This is a genomic window from Nostoc sp. (assembly GCF_036917435.1).
Classification (GTDB): domain Bacteria; phylum Cyanobacteriota; class Cyanobacteriia; order Cyanobacteriales; family Nostocaceae; genus Nostoc.
The window spans coordinates 12,524-34,157 of record NZ_JBALDM010000009.1; the positions used below are offsets into that span (position 1 = coordinate 12,524).

General features: G+C 41.4%; 19 protein-coding genes. 13 read left to right on the forward strand and 6 right to left on the reverse strand.

Translation table 11 applies throughout. The features are described from left to right. Positions 1-10: 10 nt before the first annotated feature. On the forward strand, positions 11-1,300 hold the full coding sequence (locus V7K98_RS04185) for a hypothetical protein (protein WP_335019570.1): 1,290 nt from the start codon (positions 11-13) through the stop codon (positions 1,298-1,300). Positions 1,301-1,494: 194 nt separating this feature from the next. Here V7K98_RS04185 and V7K98_RS04190 read toward each other — a convergent pair whose 3' ends face one another. Both V7K98_RS04190 and V7K98_RS04195 read right to left on the reverse strand, forming a co-directional pair. Then, entirely contained in the window at positions 1,495-1,854 is a 360-nt protein-coding gene (locus V7K98_RS04190) for a VOC family protein (protein WP_335019571.1), read from the reverse strand. Positions 1,855-2,204: 350 nt separating this feature from the next. Then, positions 2,205-2,417 (reverse strand): hypothetical protein, encoded by a 213-nt coding sequence (locus tag V7K98_RS04195; protein WP_335019572.1) that lies wholly within the window; start codon positions 2,415-2,417, stop codon positions 2,205-2,207. A 201-nt stretch (positions 2,418-2,618) separates the two neighbouring features. Here V7K98_RS04195 and V7K98_RS04200 point away from each other — a divergent pair, with 201 nt between their 5' ends. The 5 genes from V7K98_RS04200 to V7K98_RS04220 all read left to right on the forward strand — a co-directional run bounded on the left by V7K98_RS04200 (position 2,619) and on the right by V7K98_RS04220 (position 10,979). Continuing rightward, positions 2,619-3,680 (forward strand): sulfonate ABC transporter substrate-binding protein, encoded by a 1,062-nt coding sequence (locus V7K98_RS04200; RefSeq protein ID WP_335019573.1) that lies wholly within the window; start codon positions 2,619-2,621, stop codon positions 3,678-3,680. Between the two features lie 475 nt (positions 3,681-4,155). Continuing rightward, positions 4,156-6,417 carry an FdhF/YdeP family oxidoreductase gene (locus V7K98_RS04205; RefSeq protein WP_335019596.1) on the forward strand — a complete coding sequence of 754 codons (2,262 nt, stop codon included), beginning with the start codon at positions 4,156-4,158 and terminating at the stop codon, positions 6,415-6,417. A 52-nt stretch (positions 6,418-6,469) separates the two neighbouring features. Beyond that, positions 6,470-7,165, forward strand: coding sequence for an SAM-dependent methyltransferase (locus V7K98_RS04210; protein ID WP_335019574.1), 696 nt, complete (start codon positions 6,470-6,472; stop codon positions 7,163-7,165). 690 nt (positions 7,166-7,855) lie between these two features. Then, entirely contained in the window at positions 7,856-9,181 is a 1,326-nt protein-coding gene (locus tag V7K98_RS04215; RefSeq protein ID WP_335019575.1) for an ABC transporter ATP-binding protein, read from the forward strand. A 58-nt stretch (positions 9,182-9,239) separates the two neighbouring features. Continuing rightward, positions 9,240-10,979, forward strand: coding sequence for an ABC transporter permease (locus tag V7K98_RS04220; RefSeq protein WP_335019576.1), 1,740 nt, complete (start codon positions 9,240-9,242; stop codon positions 10,977-10,979). A gap of 220 nt (positions 10,980-11,199) precedes the next feature. On the opposite strand, the gene V7K98_RS04225 is transcribed toward V7K98_RS04220, so the two are convergent. Continuing rightward, positions 11,200-11,775 carry a TIGR04376 family protein gene (locus V7K98_RS04225; protein WP_335019577.1) on the reverse strand — a complete coding sequence of 192 codons (576 nt, stop codon included), beginning with the start codon at positions 11,773-11,775 and terminating at the stop codon, positions 11,200-11,202. A 149-nt stretch (positions 11,776-11,924) separates the two neighbouring features. Between V7K98_RS04225 and V7K98_RS04230 the strand changes: the two genes are divergently transcribed. Together V7K98_RS04230 and V7K98_RS04235 are read left to right on the forward strand one after the other, a co-directional pair. After that, positions 11,925-13,442 (forward strand): DUF3131 domain-containing protein, encoded by a 1,518-nt coding sequence (locus V7K98_RS04230; RefSeq protein ID WP_335019578.1) that lies wholly within the window; start codon positions 11,925-11,927, stop codon positions 13,440-13,442. 257 nt (positions 13,443-13,699) lie between these two features. Further along, positions 13,700-14,104: a peptidoglycan-binding domain-containing protein gene (locus V7K98_RS04235; RefSeq protein WP_335019579.1), complete on the forward strand. Its 405-nt coding sequence runs from the start codon at positions 13,700-13,702 to the stop codon at positions 14,102-14,104. Between the two features lie 301 nt (positions 14,105-14,405). On the opposite strand, the gene V7K98_RS04240 is transcribed toward V7K98_RS04235, so the two are convergent. Together V7K98_RS04240 and V7K98_RS04245 are read right to left on the reverse strand one after the other, a co-directional pair. Next, entirely contained in the window at positions 14,406-16,682 is a 2,277-nt protein-coding gene (locus tag V7K98_RS04240) for an FUSC family protein (RefSeq protein WP_335019580.1), read from the reverse strand. Positions 16,683-16,877: 195 nt separating this feature from the next. Then, positions 16,878-17,057, reverse strand: coding sequence for a high light inducible protein (locus V7K98_RS04245; protein WP_335019581.1), 180 nt, complete (start codon positions 17,055-17,057; stop codon positions 16,878-16,880). A gap of 319 nt (positions 17,058-17,376) precedes the next feature. On the opposite strand from V7K98_RS04245, the gene V7K98_RS04250 reads away from it, so the two are divergent. The 5 genes from V7K98_RS04250 to V7K98_RS04270 all read left to right on the forward strand — a co-directional run bounded on the left by V7K98_RS04250 (position 17,377) and on the right by V7K98_RS04270 (position 19,603). After that, the gene (locus V7K98_RS04250) at positions 17,377-17,910 is read left to right on the forward strand and encodes a hypothetical protein (protein ID WP_335019582.1); all 534 of its coding nucleotides are present in this window, start codon (positions 17,377-17,379) and stop codon (positions 17,908-17,910) included. 12 nt (positions 17,911-17,922) lie between these two features. Further along, positions 17,923-18,363 carry a hypothetical protein gene (locus tag V7K98_RS04255; RefSeq protein WP_335019583.1) on the forward strand — a complete coding sequence of 147 codons (441 nt, stop codon included), beginning with the start codon at positions 17,923-17,925 and terminating at the stop codon, positions 18,361-18,363. 11 nt (positions 18,364-18,374) lie between these two features. Then, the gene (locus V7K98_RS04260) at positions 18,375-18,848 is read left to right on the forward strand and encodes an HNH endonuclease (protein ID WP_335019584.1); all 474 of its coding nucleotides are present in this window, start codon (positions 18,375-18,377) and stop codon (positions 18,846-18,848) included. 126 nt (positions 18,849-18,974) lie between these two features. Then, on the forward strand, positions 18,975-19,217 hold the full coding sequence (locus V7K98_RS04265; RefSeq protein ID WP_335019585.1) for a hypothetical protein: 243 nt from the start codon (positions 18,975-18,977) through the stop codon (positions 19,215-19,217). Beyond that, on the forward strand, positions 19,214-19,603 hold the full coding sequence (locus tag V7K98_RS04270; protein WP_335019586.1) for a type II toxin-antitoxin system VapC family toxin: 390 nt from the start codon (positions 19,214-19,216) through the stop codon (positions 19,601-19,603). Before V7K98_RS04265 ends, V7K98_RS04270 begins: the two co-directional genes overlap by 4 nt. Before the next feature lie 434 nt (positions 19,604-20,037). Here V7K98_RS04270 and V7K98_RS04275 read toward each other — a convergent pair whose 3' ends face one another. Next, entirely contained in the window at positions 20,038-21,630 is a 1,593-nt protein-coding gene (locus V7K98_RS04275) for an alkaline phosphatase D family protein (protein ID WP_335019587.1), read from the reverse strand. Positions 21,631-21,634 lie beyond the last annotated feature (4 nt).

Consider the following 21,634-nt stretch of genomic DNA (forward strand, 5'->3'; position numbering starts at 1 on the left):
GGGGAGAGCAATGGCTCCTAATCCCACCATCATGCAAGCTGTGGAAAAACTGGGCTACCGTGTCACCGTTGGTGATGTGGCAACTCAAGCAGGATTGAACGTCGCGGAAGCTAATCAAAGCTTATTAGCCCTGGCATCTGATGCTGGGGGACATTTGCAGGTAGCGGATTCAGGTGATATAGTTTACCTTTTCCCACAAAATTTTCGAGCAATTTTGCGTAATAAATACTTCCGGTTACGATTGCAAGAATGGTGGAAAAAGGTCTGGAGTGTTCTGTTTTACCTGATTCGCACTTCTTTTTTAATTTTCTTAATTGTTTCCATCGCCCTGATAATTATTGCCATCTATATTATTACTACCTCTAGCAATTCCGATCGCGATGGCGATAATCGGGGCAGTAATTCTGGCGGTGGAGGTTTCTTCTATTTTCCAAATTTATTCTGGTATTTTAGCCCAAATTATGACACTCACTACCAGGAACGGCGACGTGGTAGCCGAGAAGAAAGCAATCTGAATTTCTTTGAAGCTGTGTTTTCGTTTTTGTTTGGTGATGGAAATCCTAACGCCAACTTAGACGAGCGTCGCTGGCAAGAAATTGCTACGGTGATTCGAGGTAATCGTGGCGCAGTGGTAGCAGAACAAATTGCCCCATATTTAGATGATATTGGCGAAGGATATACAAGAGAGTACGAAGATTATATGCTGCCCGTTCTAACACGATTTAATGGGCAACCGGCGGTAAGTCCCGAAGGGCAAATTGTTTATTACTTCCCAGAGTTACAGGTGAGTGCAGTTAAAAAGCGCCGTAATTCAATATCGCCTTACTTAGAGGAGTTAGCTTGGCGTTTTAGTGCCGCAAGTTCGGGGCAAATTATGCTGAGTGCGGGGTTGGGTATACTAAATTTTGTTGGTGCTTTAGTGCTGGGAAGTTTGTTGAGAGATGGCACTGTTGCTGCCCAATTGGGTGGACTAGTAGCTTTTGTACAAGGAATTTATTGGCTGCTATTGGCTTACGGAGCAGGTTTCTTAGCCATACCATTATTGCGTTATTTCTGGATTCGGTGGCGTAATGGCAAAATAGGCGATCGCAACCGCGATCGCTTATCCCGATCGAGGGTATTGGAAAGTCCTGATGCACCTTTGCAACAAAAAATCGATTATGCTCAACAATTTGCCACCGAAAAAGTCATTGGCAACGAAGATTTAGTGTATTCTAGCGAAACTGACTTACTCGACCAAGAAGTTGAGCGTTCTGCACAAATTGATGCTGAATGGCAACGGCGGTTAGACGAGTCATAAGCTTTAATTTCTGGAAATGTCTAATAGCAATTCCTCTGTTTGTAGCTGTACAAAAGTACTCTTAAGGAACTCTGCGATCTCTATTCGATTCCCACCGGGATCGCGGAGGAAAAACCGATGACAGTCTTATGGATAGCTACACTTACCGGGTTAGGTAAAGCGATCGCAGCAGATCCTTTTTAGGGTAAGATTAGTCACCCAAATTCAACATACTCAATAATGGTTCCATCAGGATGCATTGCTCGCATATTGGCTCCAGTGGGAACTTTGTTAGGTTCAGCTAGAATTACTGCACCTTGCTGAGTCAGTGCTTCTCTAAAATCATTGAGTGAGTCAACGAGAAATGTTGCATGTGTACTCTTGAATGAAGAGAGTGCTTCTGGCGAACCAGCAATTAAAAGAATAGAACCCACACCTGCAAGTTCCAACTCAGCTTCGGAATATTGAAACCACAACCAACATTTTTCTGTAAAGAGATTTTCATAGAAAGCGATCGCCTCATCCAAGTCTATCTGACTAAGATAGACTCTGGTTAATACTTTAAGAATTTGCATTGCAAACTGTCTATTAGGCAGCTAGTGTACTTTATTTTGCTTGCTCGGCAATCATACTTAACTAAGATTGATCGAGAAATAGCCTATCTTCAACTTGAAAAAGGTCTTCAACTCTCTGTTCACCTAGCTCTTGATAACCTTGTTCACTGTTAATCAAAATACATTTCATTTCTACTCTTTTAGCCCTACATCAGTCATCTGTATAGCTATAACAAATATATATACATAAATTTTGCATCAGTACTTAGTTTGAGGAGTCTGTCATAGAAAATAGCAGGATAAGGCTTTCTGATGCCATCTTGAATTGATATCTCTACAAGAAAAGATATGATCTGATACTCCCATAGCATTTAGCTCGTACCTGTTCCAGATGCTAACTCTAAAATATCATCCACTACGCCAATTTGGTGTAATGTACTTTCGATCGCGGCTATTTCGTTAAACCAGCGCTGGTTTATTTCTGGACTGCGATCGGAGCGTCCTTTCCTATAGAACCACTCGTCATATTCGTTGGCTCTAGTGCGATAATACTCAATCTGTTGTTGAAGAATATTATCTGTCATTGCGTCCCTTCCGATCCGATTGAGTTTAGATTTGACGTGGCTATGACTTTCAGTTTTTTCAGCGAATAAACTTGCATTTCAGCTTTAATTATGTGATATTTCTATCATTCCATAATCATACGGTAAGTCAATAAAGTTGTCGGTGATTGCCGTAAGTTTGCTGAAATCGGATATTTCTTTACCCCTGAAAGCAGAGTGAACATGTTAACTAAGTTCTCTTCAAGTCAATTTTTTGGTATGGTTTTTACCTGTTTCCAAAAGTTTAAACAGCAAAAGATCCGTGCCTTTTCCCTATTATTTGCAGTAGGACTTGGCTTAACTTTAGCTGTCTCTGCTTGTTCTCCAAGCACAAGTAACAACTCTGGAAAAACTCAGACAGCTAGCGGCACTACAATTCGCATAGGCTACCAGAAAGCATCAACTGTCCTCTATGCGCTAAAAGCGAGAGGGGAATTGGAGAAAGCCTTTGCAGCTTCAGGATCTTCCGTAACTTGGTCGGAATTTCCGGCAGGCCCCCCACTGCTAGAGGCATTGAATGCAGGCAGCATCGACTTTGGCTATACCGGAGAATCACCACCGATATTTGCCCAAGCTGGGGGTGTTCCTTTGGTTTATGTTGCCTACGATCCTTGGAGTCCGAAGGCTGAAGCCATTCTAGTGCCGAAGGATTCACCTATTAAAAGTGTGGCTGAACTCAAGGGTAAAAAAATTGCTTTTGCTAAAGGTTCTAATGCTAACTACCTACTGGTGAAAGCATTGGAGAAGGCAGGGGTAAAGTATAATGACTTCCAACGAGTAACTCTCACTCCCGCCGATGCTCGTGCTGTTTTTGAAAGAAAAAACGTTGATGCTTGGGCAATTTGGGATCCTTACTTAGCCGCAGCAGAAGCAGCAACAGGCGCACGGACTTTAACAGACGCGACGGGATTAGCCCCTAATCGGGGTTACTATTTGGCTGCAAAGTCTTTTGTTGATGCTCAGACAGATGCCTTGAAAATAGTTTTAGATCAGGTAAAGAAAGTTAGTGACTGGGCAAAGAATAATCCTAGTGAAGTTGCTAAATTTCTTTCCCCTGCTTTGGGTATAGACGCTCCTGTGTTGGAAATAGCAGAAAAGCGACGTGATTATGATGTACTTCCGCTCACAGATGAAGTGATTAGTAAGCAACAAGAGGTTGCAGATACTTTTTATAAAATTAAATTGATCCCGAAAGAAATCAAAGTTAAGGAAATTGTTTGGCGAGGCAAAGTTAATAATTCGTAATAGGTAGGCGTAATTAAATATAAGATCAAACCTCACCCTCAATCCCTCTCCTTACTAAGGCTACGGTGTACACACAAGTAGTTTTTGACGGCGTTTTAAGATTTATCGCGCAGCCCTGGAGACACCTCACCCTGATTTTGCTGTGCAAAATCTGTCCCTCTCCTTATTAAGGAGAGGGATTAAGGAGAGGACGGGGTGAGGTTTTATCTTTGGTTTTGGGTAATTCGATGACTTGTGTGTACACTGTAGCCTTCTAAGGAGAGGGAAGCCGGAGGTAGGGTGAGGTTTTATATTTAATTTGATCCACTTACTTAGGGCTTTCCAAGAAATAAATTATCCATTTGTGGGATGGGCAAGATGCCCATCCCACAAGAAAATTTGGGATATTTTTTTATTTGGAAGTCCCTTAAAAGCTGACAAGAATTTGAAACTACGCTACGTTGTACAAGATGAAGCAATTTGTCGCCGTAGCTACATGGATACTAACTCCCAATCCCAACCACCCTTCCACGAAACCAACGATCAAACCCCAAAAATTGGCGGTGGATTGCCTGTAATTGAGTATTGGGCGAAGCACACGCTGTCGCCAGAAGGTACAAAGCTCTGGAAAACCCTGCTCCACAACAGTGCTTGCTTGTCCTGTTCTTGGGGCACTGGTGGACAAAAAGGTGGATTCACAAATGAAACTGGTGAGAAACTGCAACGCTGCATGAAAAGTGTGGAAGCAATTTCAGCCGAAATCCAACCTCCCGTTCCTGTTCACTTCTTTGATTCGCACACGATTACTGAGTTACAACAGCTATCGTCTATGGAAGCGGATCGCTTGGGAAGACTCAGTTTCCCGGTGATTCGACGGGCAGGTAGTGACCATTATCAGCGCATTTCCTGGGACGAAATTTATGCGATCGCTACGGCGGCTTTTCAGAAACCACCAGAGCGAGTTGCATCCTACAGTTCCGGGCGCGGCTCTAACGAAGCAGCATTTTTATTGCAACTACAACTGCGAACCCTTGGTTCCAATAATCTGGCAGACTGTTCGGATCTGTGTCACGCCCCTTCGACAGTTGCACTCAAAGAGATGTTTGGCACAAACACGTCAATCGTCAGCCTGGAAAGCTTGAAGCAGGCGGATTGTGTGGTGTTAGCAGGCGCAAATTGTTCTTCCAACCATCCGCGTTTGATGAATGAGTTGATCAAACTGCGAGACAAGGGTGGCAAAGTGATTGTTATCAATCCCGTGATGGAAATTGGATTGGTTAAGTTTGGCTCTCCTGCATTCCCGATCAAATCTCTGATTCCCGGTTCTGACATTGCTTCATTATATCTTCAGCCAATTCCTGGTAGTGATGTGGCGCTGTTCGTTGGCATCCAGAAAGCATTAATTGAACAGGGGTTTGTAAACCACGACTTTTTGCAAGCACACACAGAAGGGTGGGAAGCCATATTGGAAGAGGCGCGATCGCTCCCTTGGGAAACCATCACTACTACCTGCGGCGTGTCCAAACCAGAAATTGAAGCAGCAGCAACCATCATCGGTACATCAAAAGGTGTGGTTTTTGGTTGGGCAATGGGAATTACGCAACAGACAAATGGTGTCGATAACGTCTACAGCATCGCCAATACAGCATTGATTTGCGGTCAAATTGCCAAAATGGGGGCCGGAGTCATGCCCGTGCGGGGACATTCTAACGTGCAGGGCTTTGGCTCAATGGGTGTAACCGTGAAGCTAAAAGAAGAGATTAAGCAGTCGTTGGAGAAGTTATTGGGGCGATCGCTAAATCTACCCAAGGGTTATCATACTCGTGACCTGATCGAAGCGGCAGAAGCGGGTAAAGTGGATAGTTTGATGTGTGTCGGCGGCAATCTCTATGGTGCTAATCCCGACTCGACACAAGCAAAACGGGCATTGGGTAACATCGATACCATCATCTATCTCGCTACTAAACCCAACATTGGCCACTTTAACGGATTAGCAAAAACAAACACAATCATCATTCCCGTCCTCAACCGATTTGAAAATCCCCACAAAACCACCGTTGAATCAGGTAACAACTTTGTGCGCCTCAATGATGAAGGTGAAACTCACCTGAAAGATGCAGATATAATTTCCGAAGTTGAGTTTTTGACTGAACTGGCGCATCGGTTGCTGGGCAACTATCCCATCGAATGGCGCAAACTGCAAGATACTCGCTACGTGCGGCAACTGATTGCCCAAACCATTCCCGGCTATGAAAAAATTGCGACGATTGACGACACCAAGGAAGAGTTCACCATCTCCGGGCGCATCGTCACCGAACCCCACTTCAAAACGTCGTCAGGTAAGGCAAAAATGTTTCCTACACCACTGCCGAATCTGACTCTACCTGAAATTAAAGATTTTGGCATTGATGAACCTGCAAACAGTCTTGTACTGGCATTAATGACGGGACGCAGCTATTCCCAACACAACACGGTAGTTTACAAAATTGGCGATCAGTACCGGGGAATGCCGCATCGCCACTGCATTTTGATGAACCGCATAGATGCAGAAAAGATTGGGTTAGCAGAACACGATCGCGTCACAGTCCAGGGCGATGCCGACAAACTAGATAACGTGGAACTGATTTACGGTGCTGTGCGGGAAGGTGCGGCGTTGATGTTTTATCCAGAAGTGAATGTCATTTTTAAAGCCAGAACGGAAAAACGCTCCGGTACACCTGCTTACAAACGGGTTCCGGTGCTAGTGTATGCAAAGTAGCGATACCTTCTACCTTATCCTATTTAGTCAGTCTATTTACAAGGTAAATTCTATGGCAATGGTTCTAGATAAAGTAGTTCCTTTTGGAAGGTCAATGGATGAATATATAAAAATATTCAACTTAACAGACGCAGATTTAAATAAAAAAATTATTGGGATTGGGGACGGGCCAGCAAGCTTTAATGCAGAAATGACCCATCAAGGTAAAAGTGTAGTTTCTGTTGATCCCCTATACCAATTTTCCGGTGATGAAATATTGCAAAGATTTAATGAAGTTGTAGATAACATCATTAACCAAGTTAGGGCTACATCGAATGATTGGGTATGGAGCTATCATAAATCTCCAGACGATTTACGACACAATCGCGTCAAAGTTATTCAAGAATTTCTATCTGATTACGAAGCTGGCAAAAAAAGCAACAGATATACAGTGGGTGAACTGCCAAAATTTGCATTTAAAAATCAAGAGTTTGACATAGCTCTTTGTTCACATTTATTGTTTTTATATTCAGATCATCTCGATTACGATTTTCACCTGAATTCGCTAGAGGAAATGCTACGTATAGCTAAAGAAATCAGAATATTTCCCCTGATAACTTTAATGTGGAAACATTCACAACATTTAGACGAAATAGTTAAATACTACACTTCCAGAGGTTACAAGATAGATATTGAAAAGGTTGATTATGAACTACAACCTGGTGGAAATAAGATGTTGAAGATAACAAGAGATATTGATAATAAGTAAGTAGACGAGAATAAATAAAACTAGATTAAGTAATGTAAAAATCTTGAGATTAGTTTGTAGTGAGGGCTTCAGCCCTCATTTTAGGACTAAAGTCCTCACTACAAACCTTTAATTATTTACGCCGCTCTACTTATTCATAATATTTAATTATGTTGGCGAACTCCTTTCTGATGTCGCTAATACCAATTCTGTATGAAGATGCGCTAAACCATAAGTACAAGAAAGAAAAACGGACTGCATAGATGCAAAGCGGCTACTCTACAAGTTTTCCAACGGAGTAACCGCAGAGTAGGAGGCATTCGCGTAGCGTCTCGTAGAGAAGAACACAAAGAAAGAAGTCAAAATGGTTTGGCGCAGCCTCACAAATAAATGGTATAACGTCATTGGTAATTGTGTTAAATCTTTGCTCTCAGGAAAGTCGTTAAGTATATTATCAAATCCCGCTTCCATTTCTCTCCTCGAAAGCTTGACAGGCTTTGAATTGCCCATTCTCGCGTCGGGAAAGGTGTCAGAAGGTTAGGTCTTTGATGACTATTATATTTCACATTATACTTTTCAAACATCCTTTAAGCGCATTGCCACAGCCTGCCGCAGCCATTAGAACTATTGATGAGATTAATTTAGTCAACTTTGACTAAAAAATAACCTCAACATGAGATTCTATTTAAATATTTCGTTATGAGAAAAATTATGGTATTTAACAAACCAACCGAACAGCTAATTGTCCTGAAAAGTGTCACAAAATCTTATCAGCAACCGAATGGACAGCAAATAGTAATTTTGGAAAATATCAATCTTGAACTGCGTCCAGGCGAGATTGTTGCATTGCTAGGGCCTTCCGGTTCCGGCAAATCTACTTTAATGCGGATAGTGGCTGGGTTAATTCCCCCCAGTGAAGGCGAAGTCATATATCATAATCGTCCCCTAGTTGGTTTAAATCCTGGGGTAGCAATTGTTTTTCAAAGTTTTGCCCTTTATCCTTGGTTAACTGTACTTGAGAATGTGGAACTAGGTTTAAAAGCAAAAGGAGAAGCGCCAGATCCTCGACGGCAAAAGGCGCTACGGATGATTGATATTATTGGTTTGGACGGGTTTGAAAATGCTTATCCCAAAGAACTTTCTGGGGGAATGCGTCAGCGAGTTGGATTTGCGAGGGCTTTGGCCGTAGAACCAGAACTGTTATGTATGGATGAACCGTTTTCCGCATTAGATGTACTAACGGCAGAAAACTTGCGGTTTGAGTTATTAGATTTGTGGTTAGAACGTCGCATACCCACCCAAGCCATTCTCATTGTCACCCACGGGATTGAAGAAGCAGTAATTATGGCGGATCGAATTATTGTTCTGGGACGCAATCCGGGAAGAATTCGGGCTGACTTATCTGTGACTTTACCCCATTACCGCGATCGCAAACACCCAAGTTTTCAAGCCCTAGTAGATCAGGTTTATACAATCATCACCAACCCCGAATTAGAAAAAATTGCCCTACCAACCACTACCTCTATAGAACCTACACCCCCACCAGTAAAATATCAGTCTTTACCATCTGTAAGAATTGGTTCTATTGCCGGTCTTTTGGAACTTTTAGAAGATCGTAAAGAAAAAGATTTATATCGGCTTGCTCAAGAGTTACAGCTAGAAGTAGATGAGATTTTACCAATTGTAGAAGCTGCTAAATTAATGGATTTTGTAGAACTGGCAGAAGGTGACATTAACCTGAAAGCAGTCGGACAACAATTTATTAATGGTGGTATTGACGATCGCAAACAAATCATGCGATCGCAACTCTTAGCTAATATTCGCTTGGTACAACAAATTTATCGTCTTCTGGAAGCGAAAAATAATCAACGCATTCCCGAAGAACTGGTTTTAGATATCCTAGAAAGTCACTTTAGTCCACAAGAAGCCGAACGACAATTAAAAACTGTCGTTGATTGGGGTCGTTATGCCGAGATATACGGCTACGATGAGCCATCGGGACAAATATTTTTAGAGCAAGTTGCTATTAGTAATTAGTCACTTTTCATTAGTTATTCTCCCTCATCTCCCCCAACTCCCTCATCTCCCCACTCTTATGACCCGACCCCTCACTCCCGCTAATAAAACTCTGGGACGTAATAATTGGACTTGGCAAGATGGATTGCTAATCATGGTAATTTTATCTTTCATTGTGGCAATTATTAGAACTGCTTCTAAATTTAGCGGTACTTTTGAACCTGAACTCACAATTTCTACAAACATCAATGCTTTGCCAGGATATTCAGCCCAAACCTTGATTCGCATGGGACTGGCTTACTTTTTATCCCTAATTTTCACCCTATTGTATGCCTCGACTGCTTATCGTTCTCGAATGGCAGAACGGATTTTAATTCCGATGTTGGATATTCTGCAATCGATTCCAGTATTGTCTTTTTTGCCAGGTGTGGTACTAGCTTTAATTTCTCTTTTTCCAGGTCAGAGAATTGGTGTAGAACTAGCAGCAATTTTGCTAATTTTTACTGGGATGACTTGGAATATGACTTTTAGTTTTTACCAATCTCTCCAAAGTATACCGCAAGAATTGCTAGAAGCAGCGCGGGTTTATCGGCTTAATCCTTGGCAACGCTTTTGGACATTAGAGTTACCATCTGGTGTAATTGGTTTGGTGTGGAATAGTGTAATGTCGGTAGCTGGAGGTTGGTTTTTCTTAATTGCTATTGAGTCATTTACTTTGGGAAATAAAGATTTTCGTTTACCAGGATTAGGCTCTTTTTTAGGCACAGCAGCCAACAAAGGAGACTTTAAAGCTATATTTTGGGGCTTGGCGGTGCTGATTGGGATCATTGTGGTAACTGATTTTTTTGTGTGGCGACCCCTAATTGCTTGGGCAGAAAGATTTAAGTTTGAGATGATTGAAACTGAAAATGCACCCCAATCGTGGGTGTTAGATATTTTCAGGCGATCGCCAACTTTACAGGCAATTGGCGATCGCGTTTTTCAACCACTACAAACAGTCATAGATGACAGTTTAATTCGTTCGTTTCCCGTGCGTTCTGTGCCTGTAAATGCCAAAGGAAGCCTAAATTTACCGAGTTTTGTAAATTGGGTATTTGTGAGCGGCTTCACCTTAATTGTTTTGTGGGGTACTTGGGAAGCCGTGCTACTTTTAAGAACTTTGGGCTGGGATGATTGGCAACAGGTAATCAAGGGCGCTATGTTAACGGCGTTGCGGGTGATAATTGCTTTGATATTATCACTGTTGTGGACAGTACCCGTAGGCGTAGCAATTGGTCGCAATCGGCGGTTGGCTCAAGTATTGCAACCATTGGTACAAATTGCCGCTTCTGTGCCGGCAACAGCCTTATTTCCGGTGTTGTTGCTGGGGTTAACGCGCATTGCTGGGGGTTTGCAGATTGGTGCGATCGCTCTGATGATGCTAGGAACAATGTGGTATATCCTGTTCAATGTCATTGCTGGGGCGCAGTCAATTCCCTCAGACCTCATTGAAGCAGCTTCAGTGTATAAACTCTCAACTTTGCAGCGTTGGCGAACCCTAATTTTACCCGCAATCTTTCCCTACCTAATTACAGGAATTATTACTGCCGTTGGTGGCGCTTGGAATGCCAGCATTGTCAGCGAGTACGTTACATTTCAAGGGCGAGTAATTACTACTCCCGGCTTGGGGGCGACGATTTCTCATGCTACGGCGACAGGTAATTTTTCTCTGCTGTTAGCTTCAACTGTAGTAATGTCTTTGTTAGTAGTGTTAACCAATCGTTTGATTTGGCGACCACTTTACAATCTGGCTCAAGAGAAATATCAATTATTGGTTTAGTTTTACAGCGTGCCATTCTATTTATAAGTAGGGGCACAACATGTTGTGCCCCTACGATGATCTCTACCTCACGCCTGTTGCAATCTGCTGTAATTGCCCTGTTACGAGAGATATTTAGGCATTTCTGCAACTAACTCTTTCAAAATTACAGGCTTTGCCATGTAGCTATTTACGCCAAAAGCTAAAATTTGTTATCGATCCGCTCGATCCGTGCAACTATTTATTTGCCTAGATTCCGCTTCATTTGTTCTAATTCATCTTGGGTTTCCCAGCTACGGAACTTCTCTTCTAAATCATCAAACCCACTAGAAGAACTACTAGTTTTATTTGACCAACCACTGGTTTCAAAACGCTGCTGAGTTTGCGCTTGATCGCGGGCTGTTTGTGCTTCGGCTGCTTTGGCTTGTACCTCCTGTCGGCGTTGCTGAATTTTGTGCAGTAGTTCCTGAGATTGGTTAATGCGTTCTTTTAGCCCTTGCATGTGTCCCCAGCGTTGATTTCCTTCGCGTAACAGGGCTGCTTCTCGCTCACCTGCCGCACTTGCTAAATCTTCTCTATTAGCGTTTTTGGCCTTTTGAACGCGGATATGCCAACGCTGAATTTCTTGAGCGGTGGAAAGAATTTCATCTTGCGATCGCTTCTCTTGTAATTGTAAATCTGCAATCAGCTTTAATGTATCTTCTTCTTGCTCACGCAGCTGTTCTAGCAGCGCCTCTAACTCCAAATGTGGATTGTTACGCAAGAATTCTTCTAAACGGTTTTCTAAAAACCGACTCAAATCATCAAATAAGCCCACTGCTAGAACTCCAGAGATCGGGTGCGTGACTATTTTATTGTAGTAGTCAGGTGGACTTTCGGGTGTTAGTTAGATTTCAAAGTTGGGAAGAATGTATTTAGTGAAACTACGCAAACAACGCTGACTTATAAAATAAGGCTTTAATCAGTATGAGTTCTGATTTTCAACCACCACCCAAGAGTTTGTCCATGCTAGCTACTGTAGGAGGAGTAGTTACGGCTGTAATTGCGATCGCAATTTTGAATGTTTGGTCTAAGCAACTTTCCCAGGCTTCCATAGAAAAACCTGAAATCTCAACATCCGAAACCGCTTCACGCCAGTTGATACAACCAAAGAAACCCGAAAGCCCTATCTCTGCTGATAAAGCGGCTGAAATAGTTGCTAGCCTTGATACTAAATCTGTAGTTTTGCCAGGTCAATCCATTCCGAAAAACCAACTCACAGTAGCGATAATTCCATACATTGCTCCAGGAGTGGGAAAACTGACTCCAGAAGAAACGAAAACTGCACATATTGCTTGGTCATACTTCCAGCGCAACTGGAATGATGAAACTGGGTTAGTCAATTCCGTTGATGGCTTTGCTTCTGTCAGTATGTGGGATCAGACAGCAGCGATCGCAGCCTTAGTTAGTGCTAAAGAACTCAATATCGTGCCTGCGACTGAATTTGAAGCCAAAATGAGCAAAATGTTGAAAACACTGGCATCAATGCCTTTATACAAAGGTGAACTACCCAACAAGGTTTACAATGCCAAAACTCTTATACCCGTTAATTATGGTCAACTAGAAAAACGCGAAGAAATTGGTTGGTCAGCCATCGATTTAGGGCGGATGGCAATCTGGTTGAAAATTGTCGGGACAAAGTATCCAGAAATGCGACTAGAAACAGAAGCAGTTTGGAAAAATTGGCAAGTCAAGCGTCTTACCAAAAATGGGCAAATGTACGGTACTGCCGTTATTAACGGTAAAGAACAATACAACCAAGAAGGGCGCTTGGGCTATGAGAATTATGCTGCTTATGGTTTAAAGCTTTGGGGCTTGAATGTTACACAAGCATTGGATTATCAGTCCAATGCTGCCTTTGTCGATCTTTACGGACAGGGAATTCCTTACGATCGCCGCGACTTTAAAAACTCTGGAGCTAATAACTATGTTCTCAGCGAACCCTACATTCTAGATGGGATCGAAACTGGATTTCAAGCTTTGCCAAAAGCTTATGCCGATCGGATTTTAGCTGCTCAAGTAGGGCGTTATGAAGCCACAAAACAATTAACCGCAGTCACCGAAGATAACTTAGATCGTCCGCCATACTTTGTTTACAGCAGCTTGTTTGTGAACGGGGAACCTTGGGCAACCATCACAGATACCCAACAAAAACACAACGATTTGCGATTTCTCAGTGCCAAAGCTGCGATCGGCTGGCATGTACTTTACAACACTACTTACACTACTGAGTTATTTAATTTTGTCCAAGCTAATCTTAACTCTAAAGATGGTTGGTACAACGGTTTTTATGAATCCCTACGTCAGCCGAATAAAACTCTCACCGCAAACAATAATGGTGTGATTTTAGAAAGCTTGCTGTATAAACAGGTCGGACAACCACTTACCCTTTGGGCAGGGGTTAAAAGTCAGAAGTTAACCCAGATGACTATTAGAACACCGTAAGCTACAGTTGGGATTATAAGACCATGAAAAAGCTTACCTTCTATAGAAGTATAAATTATTCATGGTTTTGTCACAGTTTTGTAATACCTCTGTCAATATGCCGTGTGATAGTAAAGCTCTGGGTTAAAAAATAGACTAGCCCCATAGCAAATCCACACACCAGAATCGCTCGAAGAGAATCGTTATCAGGTACAAACCTCGATAGCATAAATCTTCAAATCAAAATTGCAAAATCATAGTTTAAAAGGAACAAAAAGATGAATTGGAAACTACTTGCTTTGATCCCTATTCTGACTTTAGCTACTGCTGTACCTGCTTACTCTTTAACTAATAATAAAAGCCACAATCAGATTGCGGCTACCCAAGTTGCACAAAAGCCTCAGCAAGGCAATATGATGAAAAAGCCTAATGGTGTCCATAAGCTTAATGCCAAGAGCAAGGCTAATAGTACAGCAAACCGTAGTACCACTCTCACAGTAGGTAGCAGGGGAGAAGCAGTCAAAACTGCTCAGAATGCTTTAAAACAACAAGGATTCTATACTGCAAATGTCAATGGTGTCTTTGATAACAGAACACGTTCAGCAGTGATGAAATTTCAAAAGTCTAAAGGATTAAGAGCAGACGGAATAGTTGGACAAAGAACTTTGGCTGCTCTCAAATAACTCGTAAGCATTTTAATATTGTTAGCACTTACACACAACTACACCTGTTAGGGGCAATTCATGAATTGCCCCTATCTGAAAATCGAGGTTTGGGCTATTTATTGGATATTTAGGGAAATGGTATTACTCTTTAAGTATTCTTCAACTTGAATAAAAATAAAAGCTTCTTATACCATTTTTTTGTGAGGCTGCGCCAAACCATTTTAACTTCTTCCTTTGTGGTTCGTTTTTATTTCTTGTACTTATGGTTTAGCGCATCTTCATACAGAATTGGTATTACCCTATAGAAAAAGTTCTTTCTTTATTCTTGTAAACGAGCAATTACACAGTGCATAACTTTAATTTCATTAACAATTCGATCCAGTTCCATAGATAAAGGAGTTTGTTCTCGAACGGCTTGTAATGTAGAAGTTAAAGTCTGGGAATTTGTGGCAATCTCTGATAATCGAGCGGTATGTAGCTGCTCAATTTGATTGTGAATTACTTCAAGATAGCTATCTAACGCTGGTAACGGTTGGGGTGGCTGTCCTTGCCCAAGAGCATCTGCTAAGTTTTCCAAAACTTGGATAATGATATCAGTAAGTAGCTTGAGTTCAGTAAATTGGTACTCGCCGCTAAATTCTCGCTTATGTTCTGCCAGAGTTGTAACCGAACTGAAAAAGCCACGAATGTATGTTATCACCGTCATTACAGGTTCGATTTCTCCCTGAATGTGACGCGGTTCGCTGAACAATCGTTGAGCGGCTGCGTTAGCGTTGACGTTTTCTAGTGCCGCTTGATGGCGTAGCATATTCATAGATTCATCCGGTTGAGGATGCAGATAATTAGCAATAACCTGTTGAAAGTAGGCAAGATTGGCTCGAATTGTCTTTTCTAGTTGTGCGGGAAGTTGCTGTCGTTCCCAACTGGGAAAAAGCAAATAGCTGCCAAGCAGTGCTAAGACTCCCCCAATTAAACTATCGACGATCCGCAATACTCCAACTTCCCAGCCACCTGCCCTAATAAGATTGAGTAGTAAGATGATGGCAGGAGTTAGCAAAATAATAAATATGCTGTAACTTAACGATCGCACCGCCATCGCAACAAACACTAGTAATAAAAAACAAACTGCGATCGCTAATGTATTCTTAAGCAGTAAAACCAAAGTAATACCAATAATCCCACCGAAAATAGTCCCAAAAACTCTTTGTACTGTCGTCTCAGACGTTCCCCCAAAGTTTGGTTTGAGTGCAACTAAAGCCGTTAGCGTTATCCAATAACCTCTAGGTAGTGGCAATATTGAGGCAAGTAATTCCGCGAAGGTTACAATCAGTGCGAGGCGCAACGCATGACGAAAGAGGACTGACTCAAAAGTGAAGTTCTGCCGCAATGTATCAATAATTGCAGTAGGCTCTGACTGGGCTGGCGGCGAAATATCTCTTTGGGTAATACTGCTCTGTTTTCCCTGGATTAAATCTGCTACAACATCAGCATCAGTATGAACTTGCTGTGCTAACTTTGTCAGGCTGGCTGTAATCCTCCTAATGTTGACTACATCGGGATATTCATCTATTTGAAGATTTATCGTTTGATTGAAGATTTGAGCGCGGAGAACTTCCCACTGGTGTTCTAATGCTTCAACTGTCCGATCTAGATCCCCCAAGTGAACTGAGTTTTTTTCTTTAGCGATCGCTTCTGATAACATTTGTAGAGCAATTGCCAATTGTTCTATCACTTGCTCAACTTCTTCCTGCAATCGATAAAATAGTTGATGTTCGGATGCGATCGCTAACAGTTCGCTCAGTGCCACAACCGAATTGACAAGTTGATTGACATCCTCGATTAACACGAGTAAGTGATTTCCCCGTAGGGTAGCTCCTCTTTGCCTAGTCCAAATAGTTGTCCAGATACTACGAGCAGATGTCAAATCTTGGATGACGATATCTTGAGCTTGTAAAAATTGCTGTGTCCACTCCTGACGCTCATCTGGGTTTACTCCTCTCTGACTTGCCAAGTTTACAAATTGGCTCAACGAGAGATAACAGTTTGCAACTATCTCCATTGCCGGCACATCAGGACGCACCGCCCATAACCCTAATAACAAAAAACTTGTCCAAGCACCACCAGCTAGACATAGCGCACAGTGCAGGATAAGAGTAGACCAATTAGAAAATGAAGCAAATTTAGCAAGGGAGATGACAAACATTATCGATGTAATCAAGCTGACAGATGCAGCCACATTCCCATAAAGACTTGCTAAACCTGCGATAAATATTACTAAGAAAGTTGTCGGGATCGCTAACCAGAGATGATTACTAACCAAACTGGCGATTAGGAACATCAAAGTTACCCCAATCGTAGCTGCTATCATAGCAGTCGCTCTCTGGCGATAGGCTCCGTCAACATTTACCATTCCAACAAACCAAGCCGCCAGAGTAGCGATCGCACTTTCAGCCGCATGATTAGTAATAATGCCAATTCCAATGGGTACACCCAAGATGAAAAGGCTACGCAATCCTGATAAAATGGCGGGCTTACCTGGCTTGAGTTGAAACTGCTGCAATAACCAACTGAGAGGACGTTTATCTGTAGATTGCATTATTTAAGCTGGCGAGTATAAACAAAGCAGATCGCCTCTTACAGCATTTTAAACAAAATCACATCTATATTAACTTTCCCGTTCACTGGTACATCAATGCAGAGAAACAAGGGGTAAAATCCCCTTGTTTGAAACCTGCAAAGGCAGGTAAAGTCTCGTATAGACGCGGTTTCTAACCGTCTATTTCACGTTAACTTAGAGGATGCCCCAGAAATGGAGTAAACCTTGACCAGAAAAAGCTTCAATCAAAACCGCAGATAGAAAACCAATCATTGCAAGACGACCATTCCAGTTTTCACTCTGAGGAGTGAAGCCAAAACGCACGGCATTAGGATCTTCTGAAACAATAGGCGCAGGATTCTTAAAACCTGTCATAAGTAAAACTCCAAAGTTCAAGTTTTGTAGCAGTTGTAACTGTCTGTAAAGTAATGTAACAGATGTTTAAAAAAATGCAACATTAAGTGAGTAAAGAAAAGCTGAAGAAAATTGTATGTAACTTGAGTTAATCCAGTCTGGCGATCTCTTGTTTGCTGTCTCTAACGTAGGCGGTTTTTTTTTGGAGATATGCTCAGTAGTAGGTTCACTGGTAAATAATGATTTTCGGTAAAATTGCCAGTCTAGTTACTGCATAAGTGTTTTATACTAAAAACACGTAATCTAAATTACATTAAGCATACCCTATCAACTTATAACAGTGAATAAGTCACAGGCTATTAAGCTACTTGAAAGTGAAGGATGGACAATAAAAGATGCTGAACGTGCATTAGAGAAAATTGACTTTAAGACTAATCCAGATGAAATTACTATTCGCAGAGCTATTTCGCATTTTGCTGGTTCTGAACTAATAAATCGTCAGCGTCTTCAAGCTGCTCAGAAAGGTTTGGTAACAAAGAAAACAAACGAGCTTGAGCGGAAAGAAAAAGAATATGCTGCGAAAATGGATCAACTGATAAATTATCAAAGACAGGAAAAGGATAAACGCGAAGCTGAAATTCAAAGTTTATACGACAAAAGTAATCTTGTAGAAGATAGGATCAAAGCTATAAATTCTCAAAATAAGAATTTGATGGTTGTGAATGAGCAACTAATGAAAGACAATAAAACCTTAAAAAATTTAATTGATGAAATTAGATTGAAACTAGCTATAAATACTAAGAAAATTCTCCAGTATGAAGACAGCGAAATTCGGAAAGCAGTAATTCATTTATTCAAATCTACACTAGGTTAAAAAACTGTATCTATGACCGATCGCAAAATTAAAAAAACAATTTTCAATGGGATGAGTTACCGCGATACTCAACGTATTAACTCAAAGAATAGAAATAAGCTGAAGCAAGAAGATATACACTGGCTAAAAACAGAAGGTTACAAGAATGTTGGATGGAATAACGTTATAATTCTATATCATAAAATAAAGGATTTTTTAGATAAATGTCAATTTGAGGATTTGACACTTGAAGAATTATTTTTAGAAGCAGAGCGAATTGGAAATAAATATCTTACTACTCAAGAAATCCAAGAAACCAATCATAAGCTATCTAAAGAAGTAAATGAAATTGCAGAAGAGATAGATAAGCAATTTCCTGATACAGAAATAGAATTTATCGATTTCAGTAATAGAACAAAAAAGACATATAGGAAACAAAATAATCAAAAGTCATACAGAACTATCAAATATTAGAGCAAGAAACTGTGAGCTTTGAACAAAAAGAACTGAATGAATTATTTAACATTGCAGATAAAATTGGTAGCAAGCGCTATCATAAACTAACTCATCAAGATTTTGAAAATTATAGAAAATTCGATTACTGGCGATATGTTAATGGTGATTATGAGTGTGGTACAACACAAGAAAGTAAAAATTGGGTGAGAGATAATTCAGACTATTACTGTCCAATTTGTGGGGACAAGTATTATGAAAAGGCTGGTAAAACAATAGATCATAAGCTTCCTAGATCGCAGTATCCCTGGTTATCAATGGAATTCAATAATTTCTGGGTCATTTGTCAGATGTGTAACAAACAAAAGGGTGAAATGCATTGGTATGAGTATGAGCATTATATATTTGTTCGCTATCCTGATTTTTATCTTGGTGTAAAAGTTGCACGTCCTAGTCACTTGCTTCAGTCTCTCAAAGAAGAAAAAAATCTCGGCTCATTTCGTTGAAGGAATAATTATCGCTTGTTATGCACCTGCGAAAAATTATCAAGCAATCGAATATGAGATTTATACTTTTTTTGTAGGTAAAATTGGTTTATTAGAATTGTTTGAGAATGATTTAGGAGTTGAAATATGAATGCTCATAAGATAGAAATAGTGTTAACTGAAGATGGAACTCTAACGCTACAGGGTTTACCTTTTCATGCAGGCGACGCTGTGGAAGTGATTATTCTGGAAGCTAAAACTCCAGATAACCAAGTAGCACTAAAATCCCAATCGGATATAAATCTTTATCCTTTGTACGATACACAGCCATACCATTATGAAGATCCAACTGAACCTGTAGCTTTGGAAGATTGGGAAGTTTTGCAATGATTGTACTTGATACTCATATCTGGGTTTGGTGGGTACAGAACGATTCACGACTGACTAAAAAACAGCAACAATGGTTACAAGATTACGAATCTGATGGTTTAGGAATCAGCATTCTTTCTTGCTGGGAAGTAGCGAAATTGGTAGAGAAAAAGCGACTAATTTTGCCTGTAGATATTGATAAATGGCTAGAAGCTACTTTAGCTTATCCGGGAGTACAACTATTAAATTTGTCTTTGCCAATAATAGTTGATTCAACTCAATTAAATGGATTCCATAGCGACCCATTCGATCAAATGATTGTGGCTACAGCAAGATTTTATAATTGTCTTTTATTAACTGCTGATGCTAAAATTCTTAATTATCCTGATGTGCAAACGCTCAAATAGTGAATTGTAAAGTTGACGTATGTCAAACTCACTAAAAGCATCAACAACAGGATTAGCAATTGTAGACAAATCCCGTCAACGTCTAGGTTGGACAAAAACTAGCACGGCGGATTAGTGGCAAGATGCCCATACTTCTAGAGCTACTTTACGCCGATTTTGGCAAGGTGATTACCTACGGTACACTAAGCGATCGCATTCGGCGAGAAATTTTCATCGCTATCTGTCAAGCAGTTGGTCGCTGATTTATCCAATGCAGACTTAGACTCCATTGCAGATATCCCCACACTTTACATAGACTGCAATGAATTTTCAGCAACGCCAGGGAGAAAAATATGGCGGCTGGAAGTGCGATTATTAATAGATAGAAACAGATAAACACTAATGATTTACCTGTTTCTATAATTGTCTGGTTTCAATACCTGGGAATTAAACCATTAGGCTTGTTGTATTCCTGGATTACCGTCTTCAACTACAAATGAAGCTCGTTTACTAATTGTGCCAGATGGGGTTGTCACATTTGACAAAACCAAATAGTCTGTCTTGCAGGTTGTGGAAGTCAGCCCACAGCGAACATACCCTCGTTGACTGTTGAAGAACTTAATGTGTGGGTTTTCGGGTAAGTAAGCTTGAACACTTGCGCTGGTATCTGCCCCATTTCCACCGGAGGTTATTGAGGTACAGACGAATTCACTCCCGACTGTAGCAGATTCTGGGTTATTAAAGTCAGCCTTTAAATTTATTGCCCAGTTGGAATGGATATCGCCTGATAAGACTACTGGATTAGATGGTTTGCGCTGTTCTAAGAAACGCATCAGGCGATCGCGCGAAGCCACATAACCATCCCACTTATCCATGCTGTAAGTTTCGCCAGACCCTGCTTTTGTGTCTATCTGAGCAACTACAACTTGCTGTGCCAAAACGTTCCACTTAGCCTGTGAGCGATCTAAACCATCATATAGCCAATCTTCCTGACGCTTGCCAGTAATGGTTCCATTGGGATCTTCTCCACAAGGACGTTGTTTAGTACCATCACCACAGGGCTGATCGGTGCGATATTGGCGGGTATCTAAGACATGGAAGGTGGCTAAGTTACCAAAGGAGAGCCGACGGTAAAGTTGCATATCGGGGCCGACGGGACGCGAGAAGGGGCGCAGTGGCATGTGTTCGTAGTAAGCCTGATAAGCAGCAGCCCGCCGTAGGAGGAATATTGCCGGATCTTGATCTGGTTCAGTATCAATTTCTGAAATATCGTTGGCGTAGTTGTTTTCTACTTCATGATCGTCCCAGGTAACAATCCAAGGAAATGCTGCATGGGCTGCTTGCAGATTGGTATCAGTTTTATAAAGGGCGTGACGGTTGCGGTAATCTTTTAAAGTCAAAATTTCTGCACTGTTGTGCTTTCTGGGGCTAGTGGCTGAGGTTGAGATCCCGCCTTCGTAGATGTAATCGCCAACATGCACTACTAAATCGAGGTCATCTTGAGCTAAATATTTGTAAGCAGTAAAGTACCCCTGCTCATAGTGTTGGCAAGAAACAAGGGCAAAGTTCAATTTGTTCAAGTAGCCACCTGCTAAAGGCGCTGTACGAGTGCGACCAATAGGGCTAGCATCTTGACCAACAAGAAAGCGATACCAGTACAAAGTATTAGATTCCAGTCCTTCTACCACAACTCGTACTGAGTGAGCTAGTTCTGGGGTTGCAAGTACCGTACCTCTAGAGACAATACGCCTCATATCAGAATCAGTTGCTACTTCCCAGCGAATTGGTACATTCACAGATGGCATTCCACCTCCCTCTAAGGGTTCGGGAGCGAGACGTGTCCAAATCACTACGCTGGTGGAATCGGGATCGCCTGATGCGATACCCAAGGTAAAAGGATAATTAGAAAATCTGCCTGTAGCGATCGCTCTTTGATGAGAAAATTGACTAGCGATCGCTAAACCAGACAATGCTCCTGCACCGATAATTAAGTTACGTCGTTTCATTCGACTATGCAGGAACTGCTCAAAATTCCGGTAATCTACCATTTTC